General features: G+C 72.4%; 14 protein-coding genes and 1 pseudogene. 9 read left to right on the plus strand and 6 right to left on the minus strand.

The window, feature by feature from the left end:
- Position 1 precedes the first annotated feature (1 nt).
- Complete coding sequence (locus KZ829_RS24020; RefSeq protein WP_220146159.1) at positions 2-1,786, minus strand: RelA/SpoT family protein; 1,785 nt, start codon at positions 1,784-1,786, stop codon at positions 2-4.
- A gap of 162 nt (positions 1,787-1,948) precedes the next feature.
- Complete coding sequence (locus KZ829_RS24025; RefSeq protein ID WP_220146160.1) at positions 1,949-3,748, minus strand: DEDD exonuclease domain-containing protein; 1,800 nt, start codon at positions 3,746-3,748, stop codon at positions 1,949-1,951.
- A gap of 106 nt (positions 3,749-3,854) precedes the next feature.
- On the opposite strand from KZ829_RS24025, the gene KZ829_RS24030 reads away from it, so the two are divergent.
- The 4 genes from KZ829_RS24030 to KZ829_RS24045 all read left to right on the plus strand — a co-directional run bounded on the left by KZ829_RS24030 (position 3,855) and on the right by KZ829_RS24045 (position 8,017).
- Entirely contained in the window at positions 3,855-5,225 is a 1,371-nt protein-coding gene (locus KZ829_RS24030; RefSeq protein ID WP_183217271.1) for an NYN domain-containing protein, read from the plus strand.
- 84 nt (positions 5,226-5,309) lie between these two features.
- Positions 5,310-5,531, plus strand: a complete 222-nt coding sequence (locus KZ829_RS24035; RefSeq protein WP_204295390.1) for a hypothetical protein — start codon at positions 5,310-5,312, stop codon at positions 5,529-5,531.
- A gap of 105 nt (positions 5,532-5,636) precedes the next feature.
- Positions 5,637-6,893, plus strand: coding sequence for a M48 family metallopeptidase (locus tag KZ829_RS24040; protein ID WP_220146185.1), 1,257 nt, complete (start codon positions 5,637-5,639; stop codon positions 6,891-6,893).
- Positions 6,893-8,017 carry a glycosyltransferase family 4 protein gene (locus tag KZ829_RS24045; RefSeq protein ID WP_281428205.1) on the plus strand — a complete coding sequence of 375 codons (1,125 nt, stop codon included), beginning with the start codon at positions 6,893-6,895 and terminating at the stop codon, positions 8,015-8,017. The genes KZ829_RS24040 and KZ829_RS24045 overlap by 1 nt, the downstream gene beginning before the upstream one ends.
- Here the strand turns inward: KZ829_RS24045 and KZ829_RS24050 are convergent.
- On the minus strand, positions 8,014-8,547 hold the full coding sequence (locus KZ829_RS24050; RefSeq protein ID WP_220146161.1) for a DUF4240 domain-containing protein: 534 nt from the start codon (positions 8,545-8,547) through the stop codon (positions 8,014-8,016). The genes KZ829_RS24045 and KZ829_RS24050 overlap by 4 nt on opposite strands.
- A 143-nt stretch (positions 8,548-8,690) precedes the next feature.
- Here KZ829_RS24050 and KZ829_RS24055 point away from each other — a divergent pair, with 143 nt between their 5' ends.
- Together KZ829_RS24055 and KZ829_RS24060 are read left to right on the plus strand one after the other, a co-directional pair.
- Positions 8,691-10,640 carry an ABC transporter ATP-binding protein gene (locus tag KZ829_RS24055; RefSeq protein WP_220146162.1) on the plus strand — a complete coding sequence of 650 codons (1,950 nt, stop codon included), beginning with the start codon at positions 8,691-8,693 and terminating at the stop codon, positions 10,638-10,640.
- A gap of 144 nt (positions 10,641-10,784) precedes the next feature.
- Positions 10,785-11,123: a TlpA family protein disulfide reductase gene (locus KZ829_RS24060; protein ID WP_220146163.1), complete on the plus strand. Its 339-nt coding sequence runs from the start codon at positions 10,785-10,787 to the stop codon at positions 11,121-11,123.
- Here the strand turns inward: KZ829_RS24060 and KZ829_RS24065 are convergent.
- Positions 11,114-12,346, minus strand: coding sequence for an MFS transporter (locus KZ829_RS24065; protein ID WP_220146164.1), 1,233 nt, complete (start codon positions 12,344-12,346; stop codon positions 11,114-11,116). The two genes, KZ829_RS24060 and KZ829_RS24065, sit on opposite strands and share 10 nt — an antisense overlap.
- A 69-nt stretch (positions 12,347-12,415) precedes the next feature.
- Here KZ829_RS24065 and KZ829_RS24070 point away from each other — a divergent pair, with 69 nt between their 5' ends.
- Positions 12,416-12,919 (plus strand): MarR family winged helix-turn-helix transcriptional regulator, encoded by a 504-nt coding sequence (locus tag KZ829_RS24070; protein WP_308285636.1) that lies wholly within the window; start codon positions 12,416-12,418, stop codon positions 12,917-12,919.
- A gap of 100 nt (positions 12,920-13,019) precedes the next feature.
- On the opposite strand, the gene KZ829_RS24075 is transcribed toward KZ829_RS24070, so the two are convergent.
- Positions 13,020-13,688 carry a response regulator transcription factor gene (locus tag KZ829_RS24075; protein WP_014688640.1) on the minus strand — a complete coding sequence of 223 codons (669 nt, stop codon included), beginning with the start codon at positions 13,686-13,688 and terminating at the stop codon, positions 13,020-13,022.
- Between the two features lie 7 nt (positions 13,689-13,695).
- Positions 13,696-15,384 carry a GAF domain-containing sensor histidine kinase gene (locus KZ829_RS24080; protein ID WP_372453892.1) on the minus strand — a complete coding sequence of 563 codons (1,689 nt, stop codon included), beginning with the start codon at positions 15,382-15,384 and terminating at the stop codon, positions 13,696-13,698.
- 92 nt (positions 15,385-15,476) lie between these two features.
- Here KZ829_RS24080 and KZ829_RS24085 point away from each other — a divergent pair, with 92 nt between their 5' ends.
- A complete protein-coding gene (locus KZ829_RS24085) occupies positions 15,477-15,929 on the plus strand; it encodes an SRPBCC family protein (protein ID WP_220146165.1) in 453 nt (150 codons plus the stop codon).
- 22 nt (positions 15,930-15,951) lie between these two features.
- Positions 15,952-16,431, plus strand: a pseudogene (locus KZ829_RS24090) (hypothetical protein); the annotation flags it as partial.

A 16,431-nucleotide genomic window follows, 5' to 3' on the forward strand; every position in this document is an offset into this window, starting at 1 on the left:
CTCAGTCGGGGTGGTCGACCAGGGCGATGAGCTGCTCGACGACCGCGTCCGGTTCGAGATTGCGCTCGCACACGGCGACCAGCAGCGTTTCCAGGTCGGGGTAGCCGAGTTCCTCGGCGAGCCGGCGCAGCGGAACCTCGCTGGCCAGGCCCCGGTCGTGCTTGCGGAGGGTGAGCCCGATGGTGGCCCGGCCCAGGCGGACCTTGTCGGCGATGCTGATGCCCGGCTCGTTCTTCTCGTCGAAGAACCGGTTGATCTGCATCTGCGCCTGGCTGGACTTGACGAAACCGAGCCACTCCTTGCGGGGGCCACGCGGCTCGCTGGGCTCGGTCTCGACGTGACCGTCGGACTCGGAGAAGATCTCGACGACGTCACCGTCGCGGAGGGGGGAGCTGAGGGGGGCGAGACGTCCGTTGATGGTGGCGGCGAGGCACTGGTCGCCCTGTCGGGGGCCCAACTCGTACGCCAGGTCGACCGGGGTGGACTGACTGGGTAACTCGTAGGCGTTGCCGTGAGCGAAGACCGTGATCTGGCCCTCGGCGAGGTCACATCGGAGCGAGTCGAGGAACTGTGTCGCGTCCGTCGTGTCCTGTTGCCAGTCGAGTACTCGTTTCAGCCAGGTCAGCTGATCGGCGCCGGGTGGCTCGTCGGCCACCTTGGGATATCGGTAGCTGGTGGCGACGCCGTACTCCGAGTAGCGGTGCATGGTCTTGGTGCGGATCAGCACCTCGACCAGCTTGCCCTCCGGGCCGACCACGGTGGTGTGCAGAGATCGGTACAGGTTGTTCTTCGGCGAGGCGATGAAGTCCTTGAACCGGCCGGCCACCGGGCGCCAGCGCCCGTGGATGGCGCCGAGAGCGGCGTAACAGTCGGTGTCCGGGCCGTCCACCACCACGGCGATCCGGGGAAGATCGAGGGGTACGGTGTGCCCGCCCGCGACCGTGTCCTTCCAGATCGAGTAGTAGTGCCGGGGACGCGGGGTCACCTCGGCGGTCACCCGGGAGCGGCGCAGCGCGGACCGGGCGTGGTGCGACACGTCGGCGAGGTAGTCGTCCCACCCGGGGCGGTTCTTCACGTGCTCGTCGATGCGGGCGAACGAGTCCGGCTCGAGGTGGAAGAGCACCACGTCGTCGAGGTCGCGCTTGAGGGCCTGGATGCCGAGCCGGTCGCAGAGCGGGACGAGCACGTCCAGCGTGGCCGTGGCGATCCGGGCCCGGGAGGCGGTGGAGCGGGCGCCCAGCGTGCGCATGTTGTGCAACCGGTCGGCCAGCTTGATGATCAGGACCCGGACGTCCTTGCCGGCCGCGACGATCATCTTGCGGATCGTCTCGCCCTCGGCGGCCTTCCCGTAATACGCCTTGTCGAACTTGGTCACACCGTCGACCAGGTGGGCCACCTCGGGGCCGAAGTCGCCCTGGAGCGCCTCCAGCGTGTAACTGGTGTCCTCCACCGTGTCGTGCAGCAGCGCGGCGACCAGGGTGGTGGTGTCCATGCCGAGCTCGGCGCAGATCTGCGCGACCGCCAGGGGATGCGTGATGTACGGATCGCCGCTCTTGCGGAACTGGCCGCGGTGCATGCTCTCCGCGATCGCGTAGCTGCGGCGCAGCACGGCGACGTCGGCGGAGGAGTGGATGCTGCGGTGTGTGCGGGCCAGTGTCGCGACCGGATCGTCGTCGTCGCCCTGGAAGCTGAACAGTGAGCGCAGCCGCCGCGTGAAGGAGAGGTCCTGGGACGTGGTCGGCAGGGCATGACCGAAGGCGGCGCCGTGGCCGGCGTCGACGTCCACCCGGACACCCCCTCACCGATCGCCCGCGCATCAGCCGATGCGTGGAGTCGCCTCGCGTTTTGCTGCCGCAAGAGAATCATCGGAAGGGTCCGCTCGCCAAGGCGCGGGCCTACAAATGTGACGAACGATTACCGGGATTCTTTTGCTTCAGTTGCGCGTGCCTTACAGCCTATGCGAGCGAGCGTCATCCGAACGGTCACTTACCGATAGGCGAACGGCTGAGTCTTGATGCGATGCGGCGGCTTCAGCCCTGGTGAGAAGGGAGGTGAAACGCGCGGCGCCACGAACCGGTGACACCCAGTCGCCCGAGGTTTCCACCAAGCGGGTGTCCGGCCGCTCCAGCCATGCCAGGATCCGCTCGCTCTCCTCGGCCGTCGCGGCCGGCGCCGGGCCGGGGCCGGGCAGCACCGTCTCCGCCGTCAGCCTCGCCGCGTCCAGGGTCGGGCGGGGATGCTCGCGCGGCGGGGAGGTGGCCGCCGCCGCCAGCCGGCCGTGCCGGATCACCGAGATCTCCCAGCCGCCCTTGTCGTCCCGGCGGGCCGCCACGATCTCCTCCAGCCGGGTCAGCGCCTCCAGCCGCTGCATCCGCACCAGGGCCCGCAGCAGGGCGATCAGCCGGGACCGGACGACCGCGGCCTCCTCGAACCGCTCACGGTCGGCGAGCGTGTCGATCCGGGCCAGGACGGCGTCCACCACCGGGCCCGGGTCGCCCGAGGTGGCGGTCCGGAAGGGCAGGGCGGCGCGGGCGTCGTACTCCTCCGGGGTGATTTCGTGCTCGCAGGGCGCCGGGCACCGGCCCAGCTCGGCCAGCGCGCAGGCCGGCGTCTTCGAGCGCAGCGAGAGCTTGTGGTTGCACTGCCGCAGCGGCACCGCGTCGTAGACCCCGGCGGCGGCCAGCTCCGCCGTCCGGCGGGACGAGAACGGGCCCAGGTAGGTGGCGCCGTCCTCGGTCAGCTTGCGGACCACGGACAGACGTGGGTAGGCCTCGGCGGTCAGTTTCAGCCACACCACCCGCTCCGGGAACTTCGACCGGCGGTTGTACGGCGGCGCGTGCGCGGCGATCAACCGCAGCTCACGGACCTCCGCCTCGAGCGGGTGGGCGCACTCCACCGCCTCCACCCGGACCGCCGCGGTGAGCATCTCGGAGATCCGCGCCCGCTTCTCGCCGGCCGTGAAATAGCTGCGCACCCGGGTGGCGATGTCCTTCGACGTGCCCACGTAGAGCGGCCGGTCGTCGGCGGCCCGGAACAGGTAGACCCCCGGGACGTGCGGCAACCCGTCGGCCAGGTGCCGCTGCCGGCGCTGGGCGGGCGTGACCGCCCGGGCGAACTCGACGGCGTCGCCCAGCGTGTGCACCTGAAAGCTGCCCAGCCGCTCGATCAGGCCGTGCAGCACGTCGACCGTGGCCTTCGCGTCGTCCAGCGCACGGTGGTTCGGCTGCACCGTGGACCGGAAGAAGTGGGCCAGCGTGCCCAGCTTGCGGTTGGGCACCTCGTCGCGGGTCAGGGCGCGCCGGGCCAGCGCCGCGGTGTCCAGCACCCGTGGGTTCGGCCAGGGGTAGCCGTGCCGGGCGCAGGCGGCCTTGAGGAAGCCCACGTCGTACGGCGCGTTGTGGGCGACCAGGACCGCCCCGCGCAGGAACTCCAGCAGCGACGGCAGCACCGTCTCGATCGGCGGCGCCGGCCGCAGCATCGCCTCGGTGATGCCGGTCAGGACGGTGATGAACGGCGGCAGTGCCTCACCCGGGTTGACCAGCGTCGCGAACTCGCCCAGGCGCTCACCGGCACGCACCTTGACCGCGCCGATCTCGGTGATCCCGGCGCCGTCCGGAGCACCGCCGGTGGTCTCCAGGTCGAGCACCACGAAAGTGGTGTCCGCGAGGGACAGCGCCGCCGGATCCACCGACCCGTCAGCGGACAGCAGCGTGTCCAGAGTGCCCTGCACGTACGCCGGTTGTGTCACGGGCCGGAACTTTAAAGCGCGGGTACGACATAAACCGGGGCCGGGGTGAGAAAAGATCACCTGCTCCGCTGGGCCAATAGGTCGTGAGCGGTGTGAGAATGGGTGGATGTCCGTGCTGTTCGACCCCGACGACCGCCCCGAGGAGGAGGCGGCGCCGGAGGCTGCGGACTACGCCCCCGAGCCGGTTCTGCCCGAGGCGGTCCGTCAGCGGATCACCGCCCTGGCAGCCGCCGCGCTGCCCGGCCTGCCTCCCGACGAGATGCCGGTGCCGCTGCGCCGGGTGGCCCGCTTCGCGCCCAACCGCAGAGCCCGCCTCGGCGGCCGCGACATCGCCGCCCAGCTGGTCTCCGACCCGGTCTTCCGGCAGCGCATCGGCGGCCGCATCATGGCCGAGGCCGGTGATCTCGGCACGGCCGTGACCAGCGGCGTCGCACCGGCGGCGGCCGATCCGGTCGAGGTGGCGGCACTGGCCTACCTGGCCCGTCCCGAGGGCTGGCGGGAGTTGATCGGCGCCGCCGGCGACGCCGTCCGGGCCGAGGCGGACAGCGCCGCGGTGGCCGCCCAGGTGCGTGCCGCCGAGCAGCGCGCCACCCGCGCCGAGCACGACCGGGCGGTCGCCCGGGTCGAGGCCGAGAAGCTGCGCGACGAGCTGGCCCGGGTCCGCGAGGAGCTGAACCAGCTGCGCGAGGAGTCGCGGGCCACGGCCAAGGCGCTGCGGGAGGCGCAGGCCGCACAGAAGCGCGCCGGCGACCTGCTCGCCACCGAGAAGGGCCGGGCCGCGCGGGTCGCCCTCGATCACGAGGCGGAGCTGCGCCGTCTGCGCTCCCGCCTCGCCGACGCCGAGGCCACCGCGGCCACCGGCAAGCAGGCCGCCAAGGACGCGCGGTCGGTCGACGACGCCCGCCTCTGGCTGCTGCTCGAGACGATCGGCCAGGCCGCCACCGGCCTGCGGCGGGAGCTGGCCCTCGGCCCGGCCGACAAGCTGCCGGCCGACTTCGTGGCCGAGGTCTCCGCCGACCGCCCCGGCGCGCCCGAGCGGTCCCGCGCCCGCGCCCAGGACACCGACGACCCGGGCCGCCTCGACCAGTTGCTCGCCCTGCCCCGGGCGCACCTGGTCGTCGACGGTTACAACGTCACCAAGCGCGGCTTCGCCGACATGTCTCTCGAACAGCAGCGCAAACGCCTGATCACCGGTCTCGGCGGGATAGCCGCACAGACCGGCGACGAGGTCACCGTCGTCTTCGACGGGGCCGAGCGGGTGCACGGTCTGCCACCCGCGCCGCGCGGTGTGCGGGTGCTCTTCTCCCGCAAGGGCACCACCGCCGACGAGCTGATCCGCCAGCTGGTCCGGGCCGAGCCGCCGGGCCGCCCGGTCGTGGTGGTCTCCTCCGACCGGGAGGTGGCTGACGGGGTGCGGCGGCACGGCGCCTACCCGATGGGCGCCGATTCGTTGCTGCGCCGGCTGTCGCGCTCGTAAAACTGTCGTACCCCTCGCTTAGCGTGACTGTCACCGATGGTGGCGGTCCGCTGGCGGACCGTCTCTCCGAATGGAGGGAAGGTCATGATCATCGATTGTGGGCGCTGCGCCGAGCGGACCGTCGACTGCGACGGCTGCCTGGTCAGCGTGCTGATGGACACCCCTGACGGGATCGCCGACCTGACGCCGGGAGAGTTGCGGGCGATCGAGACGTTCGAGCTGGCCGGGTTCGAGGTGGAGTTGTTGCGGACGCCACCCCCGCCGGTCGTGGTGCGGTTGCTCCCGCCCGGCCGTGACGTGGCGTGATCATGACGGGCGGGCGGCCGGATCGTGCCGGCCTCTCTAGGATGGGCGATCACACGTGCCCTGTCGCGCGTTCGGCAGGGCTGGGAGGGGCAGGTGAGCGGTGTGATGGCACCCCGGCTCTGGGCGGGCGGCGCCCTGATCGTGCTGCTGGTGGCCCTGATCGGGTTCGTGGCCGTGGCCGTGCCCTGGCACCGTGCTCCGGCCCCGCGCGCCGACCAGCTCGCCGCCCTCGGCCAGTTCCCGGCCGACCAGGTGGCCCGCTCCCGCGCCTTCCACGCCGAGCTGCGCCCGCTGTCGTATGCGGGGATGCTCCTCGGCCTGCTGATCGCCCTCGCCCTCGGTCTCACCCCGCTCGGCGCCCGGCTGGTCGAGCTGGCCGGCCGCCCGTTCGGTGACCACTGGCTGGCCCGGGCCGTCCTCGGCGGGCTCGCCGTGGTGTTCGTCGCCGAGCTGCTCACCCTGCCGCTGGCGATCTGGCGGCACACCGTGGTGGTGCGCTACGGCATCTCCACCCAGACCTGGGGCAGCTGGGCGGTCGACCTGCTCAAGTCGTTCGGGGTGGGCGCGGTCCTCGGTGGGGTGGTGCTGGCCGCCTTCTTCACCGTCACCCACTTCGCGCCGCGCTGGTGGTGGGCCTTCGGGGCGGCCGGAGCGGCCGGGCTCGTGGTGCTGCTCTCGTTCGTGCTGCCGGTGGTGGTCGAGCCGATCTTCAACCGGTTCACCCCGATGGCGGACGGCCCGTTGCGGAGCGAGTTGCTCGCGCTCGCCGAGCGCGACGGCGTCCCGGTGAAGGACGTCCTGGTGGCGGATGCCTCCCGCCGCACCCGCGCGGTGAACGCCTACGTCTCCGGGCTCGGCCCGACCCGCCGGATCGTCGTCTACGACACCATGCTGACCGAGGCCACGCCCGGCGAGGTGGTCTCGGTGACCGCGCACGAGCTGGGCCACGCCAAGGACAACGACGTGCTCACCGGCACGATCATGGGCGCGCTCGGGTCCGCCGTCGCGGTGATCGTCCTCTATCTGCTCGGCTCGTGGACCGGGCTGCTGCGCCTGGCCGGGGTGGAGTCGATCGCCGAGCCCCGCGCGATCGGCCTGCTCCTGGCCGTCACCACGGTCGCCGGCCTGATCGCCGGCCCGGCCCAGTCGTTCGTCTCCCGCCGGGTCGAGGCCCGTGCCGACAGCCACGCGCTCGAGCTGACCGGCGACCCGGCTACCTTCGAGGCGATGCAGCGCCGCCTCGGCACCGTCAACCTCGCCGACCCCGATCCACCGTCCTGGGAGCACGCCATGTTCGCCTCGCACCCGTCCACCGTGCAGCGCATGGCCGCCGCCCGCGCCTGGGCCCAGGGCGCCCGCTGATGCGCACGCTCCTGGTCACCAACGACTTCCCGCCCCGGCCCGGCGGGATCCAGCAGTTCGTGCACAACCTGGCGGTCCGGCAGCCGGCCGGGTCGATCGTGGTCTACTCGTCCACCTGGCGCGGGTCCGCGGCGTTCGACGCCGAGCAGCCGTTCGAGGTGGTCCGCGAGGACACCGGCATCCTGCTGCCCACCCCGTCGGTGGCCCGCCGGGCGGCCGGGCTGGCCCGCGCGCACGGCTGCGACCGCGTCCTGTTCGGGGCGGCCGCGCCACTCGGCCTGCTCGCCCACGGCCTGCGCCGCGACGCGGGCGTCGAGCGGGCGGTCGGCATCACCCACGGGCACGAGATCGGCTGGGCGGCCCTGCCCGGAGCCCGCGGCCTGCTGCGCCGCATCGCCCGGGGCAACGACGTGATCACCTACCTGGGGGAGTACCAGCGCACCCGCCTCGACCGGGCCCTGCACGGCCTTACCGAGCTGCGGCGGCTCGCCCCTGGTGTGGATGTGGAGAAGTTCCATCCCGGTGTGGACGGCGAGGCCGTCCGCAGGCGGCACGGGCTGACCGGCCGCCCGGTGGTGGTCTGCGTCTCCCGGCTCGTCCCGCGCAAGGGCCAGGACATGCTGATCCGCGCCCTCCCGGAGATCCGCCGCCGGGTGCCGGGCGCCGCGCTGCTGCTGGTCAGCGGCGGTCCGTACCGTAAAACGCTGGAACGGCTGGCCCGGGAGCACGACGTCGAGGCCGACGTGGTGTTCACCGGCTCGGTCCCGTGGGCCGAGCTGCCCGACCACTACGCGGCCGGCGACGTCTACGCCATGCCCTGCCGGACCCGTGCCGCCGGTCTCGACGTGGAGGGCCTCGGCATCGTCTACCTGGAGGCCTCCGCCACCGGCCTGCCGGTCGTCGGCGGCGACTCGGGCGGCGCCCCCGACGCGGTCCGCGAGGGCGAGACCGGCTACGTGGTCGGCGGCACCGACGTCCCGGCCATCGCGGCCCGGGTCGCCGAGCTGCTCGGCGACCCGGTGCGGGCGAAGGCGATGGGCGAGGCCGGCCGGGCCTGGGTGGAGCGCGAGTGGCGCTGGGAGAAGCAGGCCGCCCGCCTCACCGGCCTGCTCACCGGTCCCTAGGCCCAGCCCTCCGGATTGCTGAAGGACTCTCGGCTCACGCCCGATCCGGTGACCGGCCACGTGCCGAAACGCTCCTCGTGCAGGTGGGCGAAGAGGTAGACGAGCGACTCGCACCCGGCTTCCTCGACGGCCAGGCCCGGGTTCGCCCGGACCGCCTCGTAGAACTCCCGGCCGGCGGCGACGATGAAGCCACGCGCGTAGAGGAAACCGTCGTCGGATCCGTCGGCCACCTCGTGGATGTCCCGGCGGTCGATGTCGAACAGCTTGCGCTCCATGACGCGGTCCAGGTCGGTGAGTTCGCCGCTGTTCAGATCGGCGCTGAGTGCCCGGAGACGGTCCAGGAAGGGGTGCAACCAGGGATCCAGGGCGTAGAGCCAGTCCGGGAAGGTGCGCGGTTCCCGCTGGATCAGCCGCTGGCGGACGGCGGCCGGTTCGTCGCCGAGTTCCGCCCAGGCGGCTTCAAGGAGATCCCAGAACCGGGCCTCGTCGGCGGGCGATGGCAGGACCGCCCCCGAAGTGTCGGTGGTCATGGCCGGAACATATCAACACGCGCGACGGTCCATCGCGGACCATTCGGGCGTGAGTGAATGCGGAATCCCGGACAAGCCGGTGGACGATGCCCGGCCGCACGGCGTAGGAACGAAGCGGAGTCCTACCTCGATGGAGGCCATCGATGCCGGACGGCGCCGCTGCACCGGAATCCACCCCCACCGGCGAGACCACCCGGGACGAGCACTCCACGGAGACGGTGTTCACCACACCGGACGACGGGGAGCTGGAGCTGCCCTACTGGCTGACCAGCACCGAGGAGGCCGCCAACACCACGTTCCTGCAGATGATGCGGCGGCTGCCGAGACTGCTGAGGGAGGCGTGGCTGCTCGGGTGGCGGGCCAGCCGCCGGACCACCGTCGCGGTGCTGACCCTGCAACTGGCCGCCGGGCTGGCCGCCGCCTTCGGGCTGATCAGCGTGGTCGGGGTGCTGGACGGGCTGCTCCAGACGGGACCGACGCCGGAACGGGTGCGGGCCGCCGTACCCTCGCTGTTGCTCTTGATCTTGGCGCTGGCCGTGCGTGGCCTGCTCACCTCGGCCGCGACGGCGGCGCACGGACGGCTCTCCCCGATGGTGTACGAGGCCGCCGAGATGCGGCTGCTCGATCTGACCACGCGCGTCGATCTGGTCACCTTCGACGACCCCGAGTGGCGCGACGCCATGGAACGGGCCCGGGACCGGGGGATCTTCGCGGCCCAGCAGGTGGTCGATCACGGCATCGAGGTGCTCACCCACCTGGTCGGGCTGGTCGCGGCCGCGAGTGTGCTGGCCGTGCTGCACCCGGCGCTGCTGCCGATGCTGGTGCTGGCGGTGGTGCCGACGGCCTGGGCGGCGGTGCGGGCGGCCCGGCTCGGCTACCGCAGCAAGCTGCGATTGATCGCGGTTTGGCGGCGTCAGCGGATGCTCGCCTACCTGCTGGCGGCGCGGGAGCCGGCCGCCGAGTTGCGGGCCTTCACGATCCGGCGGTTCCTGCTCACCGAGGTGGGCCGGCTGCTGCGGGTCTCCACGTTGGAGGAGATCCGGGTGATCGGCCGGGTGGTCCGGACCAACCTGGTGGGGCAGGCGCTGAGCGGTCTGGTGACCGGCGCGGCGTACGCGATGCTCTGCTGGCTGCTCTGGACCGGCCGGATGGAGCTGGCCGCCGGTGGCGCGGCCGCCTACGCCATCAACATCGGCATCGACAAGCTGCGCGAGCTGGCCTTCACCGTCAACCGGGTGTACGAGCAGGGCCTGTACTTCGCCGACTTCCAGGGCTTCTGCGAGATGTCGCTGGCGCACGCCGAACCGGAGCCGGGCCGGCGCGCGCCGCAGGACTTCCAGGAGATCCGGCTGGACCGGGTGACGTTCAGCTATCCGGACGCCGACCGGCCCGCGGTCAAGGAGGTCAGCATGGCGCTGCGGCGAGGGCAGGTCATCGCGCTGGTGGGGGAGAACGGCTCGGGCAAGTCGACGCTGGCCGCCGTCCTGGCCGGGCTGCACCGGCCGCAGCACGGCACGGTCACCTGGGACGGGGTCGACGTGGCGCGGCTGGATCCGGATTCGGTACGTGATCGGATCGCCGTGGTCATGCAGGAGCCGATCCGGTGGCCGCTGTCGGCGCGGCTCAACATCGCGATCGGGCGGCACGACCGGCCGGCGACCCTCGACCACGTGCAGGCGTCGGCGCGGGCCGGGGACGCGCACGAGTTCGTGATGGAACTGCCCCGGGAGTACGAGACCCTGCTGTCCCGGCACTTCACCGACGGCGCCGACCTGTCCGGCGGGCAGTGGCAGCGGCTCGCCGTGAGCCGGGCCTTCCACCGGGACGCGCCGCTGCTGATCTGCGACGAGCCGACCGCCAACCTGGACGCGCGGGCCGAGCACGAGGTCTACCGGCGGCTGCGGGACCTGGCCGAGGGGCGGACCGTGGTGCTGATCACCCACCGGATGGCGAGTGTCCGGGAGGCGGACCGGATCTACGTGCTCGATCACGGGGTGGTCGTCGAGGAGGGCGACCACGAGGAGCTGATCGCGGCGGACGGGCTGTATGCGCAGTTGTTCACCCTGCAGGCCAGCGCCTACCAATCCGCGTGAGCCCTACCCTCGATCCTCGTCGCGTCGGCCCCGTCGGTGGCTCCGCCCCTTCCCCGCCCGCGTCCCGTCGCCCGGCTCTCCACGGCTCCTTCCTCCGTCGCGCCGCCTTCCGGGGGTCCGCTGCCGGCGCGGGAGGATGGGGTCATGAGCGACTCCGGCGTGCGGATCGACCCTGCCCTGCTGCGGCGGCTCGGGGTGGAGCCGGCGTCCGCCACGCTGCTTCAGTTCTCCACCGCGTTCTGCGCGCCGTGCCGGGCGGTGCGCCGGGTGAGCGCCGAGGTCACCGCCCTTCTCCCGGCGGTGCGCCACGTCGAGGTGGATGCCGAGAGCCATCTCGATGAGGTTCGGGAGCTGGGCATCTGGCGTACCCCGACGTTGTTGATCCTGGATGCCGAGGGGCGTGAGGTTCGGCGGGCGACCGGTGTCCCGACGAAGCCGCATCTGATCGCGGCGCTCGCCGAGCTGCTTCCCCCTCAGCCCTGAGCGGCTGCGGTCAGGGCGCCGGGGCGAGGGTCCGGGGCGGGCACGCCGGTGCGGATCAGTCGGCGGCAGCCGGGGGCCAGCAGCATCGAGGCGCTCGCCACGAACAGGACGACGGCGCACACCGTCAGCACGCGATCGATGCCGAACCGGCCGGCCAGCGGCCCGGCCAGGGCGTTGCCCACCGGCATGGCCAGGTACGAGGTCAGGTAGTCCCAGGAGCTGACCCGGCCGAGCGCGCGGTGCGGCACGTTCTCCTGGAGTGAGGTGTCCCAGGCGACGTCGTAGAAGAGGAGCCCGGCGTACCCGAAGACGGCGCCGATCATGACGGCGGCCAGCGTGCCGGGCCAGACGTAGGCGAAGGCCCAGACCGACATCAGCGGCAGGGCCAGGAGCCCGGCGAAGAGCAGGCGCCGGGGCCGGAACCGCATGCCGACCGCGGAGCCGATCACCCCGCCCAGGCCCTCGGCCGCGGCGATCCAGCCGATCGCGTGCGCCCCGCCGAGCCGCTGCACCGCGACCATCTGCACCAGGACGAGGATGACGCCGTTGCCGATGTGGTAGACGCTCGCGCCGATCAGGTTGGTGAGCAGCCAGTCCCGGCTGCGGATCTCCCGCCATCCGGCGGACAGGTCCCGGCGGACCGACGAGCGGGGGCCGCGCGGGGCCCGTACCCGGATCATGGCGGCCGCGACCATCGAGGCGAGGAAGCTGACCGCGTTGATCGTGAAACCGGCCGGCGCGCCGAAGGCGGCGACGGTGACGCCGGCGGTGACCGGGCCGGCCACGCCGCACGCCGACTGGAGGAGGCTGAGCGTGGCGTTGGCCTTCTGCCGGTCCTCGGCCGGCACGAGCAGGGGTTTGAGCGCGCTCATCGCCGGGCTGAAGAAGCTGCCGGCGCCGGCTGACACGACGGTGAGGGCGCAGAGCAGGGCCAGGTGGTAGCCGCCGGTGGCGAACATCCCGGCGATCGCGGCGGTGGCGCCGAACCGGATCAGGTCGGAGCCGACCATGACGTGCTGCGGCTGGAGCCGGTCGGCCCAGACGCCGCCGAACAGCGTGCCGGTCAGCAGGGTTAGCACGTTGGCGGCCATGACCAGGCCGAGGTCGCGGGCGCCGCCGCCGGTGGTGGTGAAGATCGCGACGGCGAGAGCGACGGTCTGGAACGCGTTGCCCAGCCAGGAGAGGCCCTGGCCGGTGGCGAGCAGCCGGAAGTCACGGGTCATGCGGCGAAAGATTAGTTCGGCGTCTAACTATCAACAATCGAATAATTAGATCCGTGGCAGACTTCACTGGTGGAAGACAGCGTGGACCGGCATGTGGCCAGGTGGGCGGCCTTCTGGAAGGACGAGCCCGCGTTTGCGCCCGAGGTCGAGGGCGTCCTGGTCCGGATGATGTACATCAAGAAGTGGATCGAGCGTGCGGATGCCGCGGCGTTCGCGGCCTCCGGGGACGACTTCACGTTGCAGGATTACAAGACCCTGCATGTGCTGATGGTGCAGCCGTGGCCGACCGAGGCCACGCCGGCGCAGCTGGCCGAGGCGGCGAACGTGACGAGGGCCGCCATGACCAGCCGTCTGGATCGGCTGGAGGAGGCCGGTCTGATCACGCGGCAGGTGGACGGCAGCGATCGGCGGCGGGTGCTGGTCCGGCCCACGGCAAAGGGCCGGGACATGTGGAACAAATACATCTTCGAGGGCATCGCCCGGGATCAACGGGCCCTCGCGGCGCTTCGCCACGAGGAGCTGGTCCAGCTCAACGGCCTGCTGCGGAAGGTCCTGCTGTCTCTGGAGGAGTAGCAGGGCGCGGCGAATTGCCCGGAGGCCGCGTTTCGCTAACGCGGCCTTATTTGTTGATTCGGCGCCTTGGTGGAAGAAACGCCGAATCTGTCCGAAACGTCTAGAACTTCGGTGCGTCGGGCGCCTCGAGGAGGCCCAGGCGCAGCGCGGTCATGAGCGCCTGGGCCCGGTTCGCCGCACCCAGCTTCTCGTAGAGCTTCGAGATGTGGGTCTTCGCGGTCGACTCCGACACGAACAACTGCTTGGCGATCCCCGCCACGCTCATGCCGTCGGCGAGCAGCCGCAGCACCTGACCCTCACGTGGGGACAGCTGCGGGCCGGACGGCGCGAGCCGCCGCTTCATGGCCTCGGCCAGATCGGCCGCGGTGAACGCGCTGGGCGCCGACGCGGCGTGCCGGGCGGCGGCCACCACCTCGTCCGCCGGGGCGGTCTTGGGCACGAACGCGCTGGCCCCGGCCTCGAGAGCGCCGAAGAGCTGGTCATCGCCCGCATACATGGTGAGGACGACGATGCCCATGTTCGCGTTGTTCTTCCGCAGGGCTCGGGTGGCCTCCAAGCCACTGCCGTCGGGCAGGCGGAGGTCCATGATCACGACATCGGGCTGGAGTGCGCCGGCCTGGCGCACCGCCTCCGCCGCCGTGGCGGCCTCGCCGACGACCTCGAACTGGCGGTCGCGCTCGAATGCGTGTCGCAGCCCCTTACGAATCAGGTCGTGATCGTCGACAAGGAGGACCTTGGTGCGCGTCGTCGGCGCCGGACTGGTCGACATGCTCGGGTTACTCCCCTTCTGGAGCTGAAACGCTATCCCGCACGCTATCGCGCCGAGGCGGGGTTCCGAGCACTACGGCGACGGTTGTCCCGCTGGGGTGTCGCGGTGTGATCTTGAGACGTCCTCGGATACGTTCGGCGCGCTCGGCCATGATGGTAAGGCCGTAACGGCCGTCCGGGCGGGTGTCCGCGAACCCCTTGCCATCATCGGACACTTCGATCTCAGCGTAGGGCGGGTCGACCGTACACGTGACCCAGAGGTTCGAGGCGCCCGCGTGTTTGCGGGCGTTGGTGATCGCCTCCTGGGCGATGCGCAGCAACTCCGCCTCGGTGGCGGCCGGCAGCCGGGCCGTCGACTCGTCGAAGGTGAAGTGCACCCGCAGGCCGGCGCTGGTGCCGAGCGTCCGCGCGTACTCCGCGATGGCGGCGGCCAGCCCGCCGTTGCGGTCGACCTCGGAGCGCAGCTCGAACAGGCTCAGCCGCAGCTCGGTGATCACCCGGGTCACCTCGGCCCGCAGCACGCGCAGCTCCTCGGCCGTCTCCTCGGCGCCCTCCGGCAGGGTGGCCTGGGCGTTGTCGATGCCGTAGCCGACCATCACCAGCTCCTGCGCCACCCCGTCGTGGATCTCCCGGGCCAGCCGCTGCCGCTCCTCGTTGGTGGCCAGCGAGCGCACGTCGTCGAAGAGCAGGGCGGCCTCCAGCCGCAGCGAGGCCGGGCCGGTCACCTCGGTCACCGCCTGGATCACCGGGGACGGGTACGCCCCGGAGGCGTCCGTCTCGAGAATGACCAGCCCGATCGTCCGCACCCCGGCGACCAGCGGCACCACCAGCGACGACACGTCACCGCCCGGGTGGGTGCGCGCCTGCGAGCGGCTGGCCGGCTGCGGCTGCTGGGTGGCCCAGGCGTCGGCGATGGCCGAGTCCGCGTCGAGGGTGGTCTCCCAGTCCACCCGCTCGGCGCCGGTCTGCGCCAGCACCACGAGCCGGCCGCCGCCGCTCGCCGACAGCACCGCCGCCCGGTGGCCGGGCGCCACCGCGCGCAACTCCTCCAGCAGGTGCTCGGAGATGCCGCCCGGGTCCAGCGTGGCGCCCGGCAGTGACCGGGCCACGCTGCGGAGCTGGGTGAGCAGGCGGGTCGCCTCGGCGTACGGCTGCGGGGTCGGCTCGGGGGGCTGGAGCAGCTGGCGCATCGTCTCGGCGGCGAACGTGATGATCGCGCCGAGCACCAGCCACTGCCCGCAGGCGGCCAGATAGCCCGGCTGGCGCAGCGGGTCGCCCGGCTCGGCCAGCACGCCGCCCACCACCATCGTGGCCGCGGCCACAGCGAGCAGCGTGATCCCCTCGGCCGGGCGGCGGCGCAGAGCCGCGGTGAGCAGCGGGACCGCCAGGTACGGCAGCACGGCCTCGGCGCCGAACCCGGCGTCGACCCGGTCGGCGGCGTGCGCGGCGGCAGCGATCCAGCCGGCCGCCAGACAGGTCACCACCACCTCGGCGAGTCGGCCCAGCGGGGCCAGCACGGCGTGCCCCCGGGCCACGAAGCTCGGCACCGCCGCGATCGCCAGCAGGCCGATCCACCCGAGCTGGGCCGGATCGCCGGTGGCGGTCAGGGTGAGCGCGGCGACCAGCAGGAGCATGACGACGCGGGCGGCGGCTTCGGCCGGGCGGATGCGCGCGGGACCACTGACGAGGGCTGGCACGTGACGGATGGTATCGGCCCGGTCCGGCATCGGCTCGTCAGCACGATGCCCCGGTGGCGCGCCGAGGCCCTCGCAACGGGTAGCCTCCCTGCATGGCGGACACCTCGACACAGTCGATTCAGGTCCATGCGCCCCTGGCCCGGGTGGCCGCGGTGATCTGCGACTTCCCGCGGTACCCGGAATGGGCCGAGTCGATCAAGAAGGTGGAGGTTCTCGAGGAGTACGAGGACGGCTACGCGGCGCGGGTGCGCTTCCAGATCGACGCCACCGTCCTGGTCGACGAGTACACGCTGGAGTACGCGTACGCCGACGACCTCTCCCGGATCGAGTGGCACCTGGTCGAGCCGTCGAAGACGCAGCGTTCCCAGGACGGGTCGTACGACCTGGTGGAGAACGCGGACGGCAGCACTACCGTGACGTACACCCTTGCGGTGGATCTCGCGATCGGGATGCTCGGGATGTTCCGCCGGAAGGCGGAGAAAATGATTATGGACACGGCGCTGAAGGAGCTCAAGCGCCGTGTCGAGAGCCTGCCCGCGACCTGAGCGCGGGCCGAGGGGAGCAGGGATGCCCGGGTCAGCGCGGGAGGAGGCCGAACGGCTGGTCGCGGCGATCCTCGCCCGGGCCTCGGCGTCGTCGGCGGGCGGCCATCCGTCCGGGGACGGTTTCGGCCTCCTGGGTGACTCCGTCGCGGGCCTGATCGGCGTGCTGTCCCGCGACGACCTGGCCACCGGCAGCGCCGAGTGCTGCGTCTGCCCGGTCTGCCGGGCGATCGCGGCCGTGCGCGACCCGAACCCGGAGACCGCCGCGCGGATCGCCGCCAGCGCCGGTGACATCGCCAGCGGCGTGGCCGGCCTGATGCGCGCGTTCTCCTCGCTGGCCGCGGAGCCGCCCCGCCCACCGGCGCCACGCGCCAAGCCGGCGCCCGACCCGGACCGGGCCTGGGCCGCGGCCACCCGGGTGGAGGACGATGCGGAGCCGCCCGCGCCGGACACGGCGGCCGACCCGTGGGGTGCGGCCAGCGCGGCCGACGCCCGGGAGGCGGCC

Source organism: Actinoplanes hulinensis, assembly GCF_019429605.1.
GTDB classification, from domain to species: domain Bacteria; phylum Actinomycetota; class Actinomycetes; order Mycobacteriales; family Micromonosporaceae; genus Actinoplanes; species Actinoplanes campanulatus.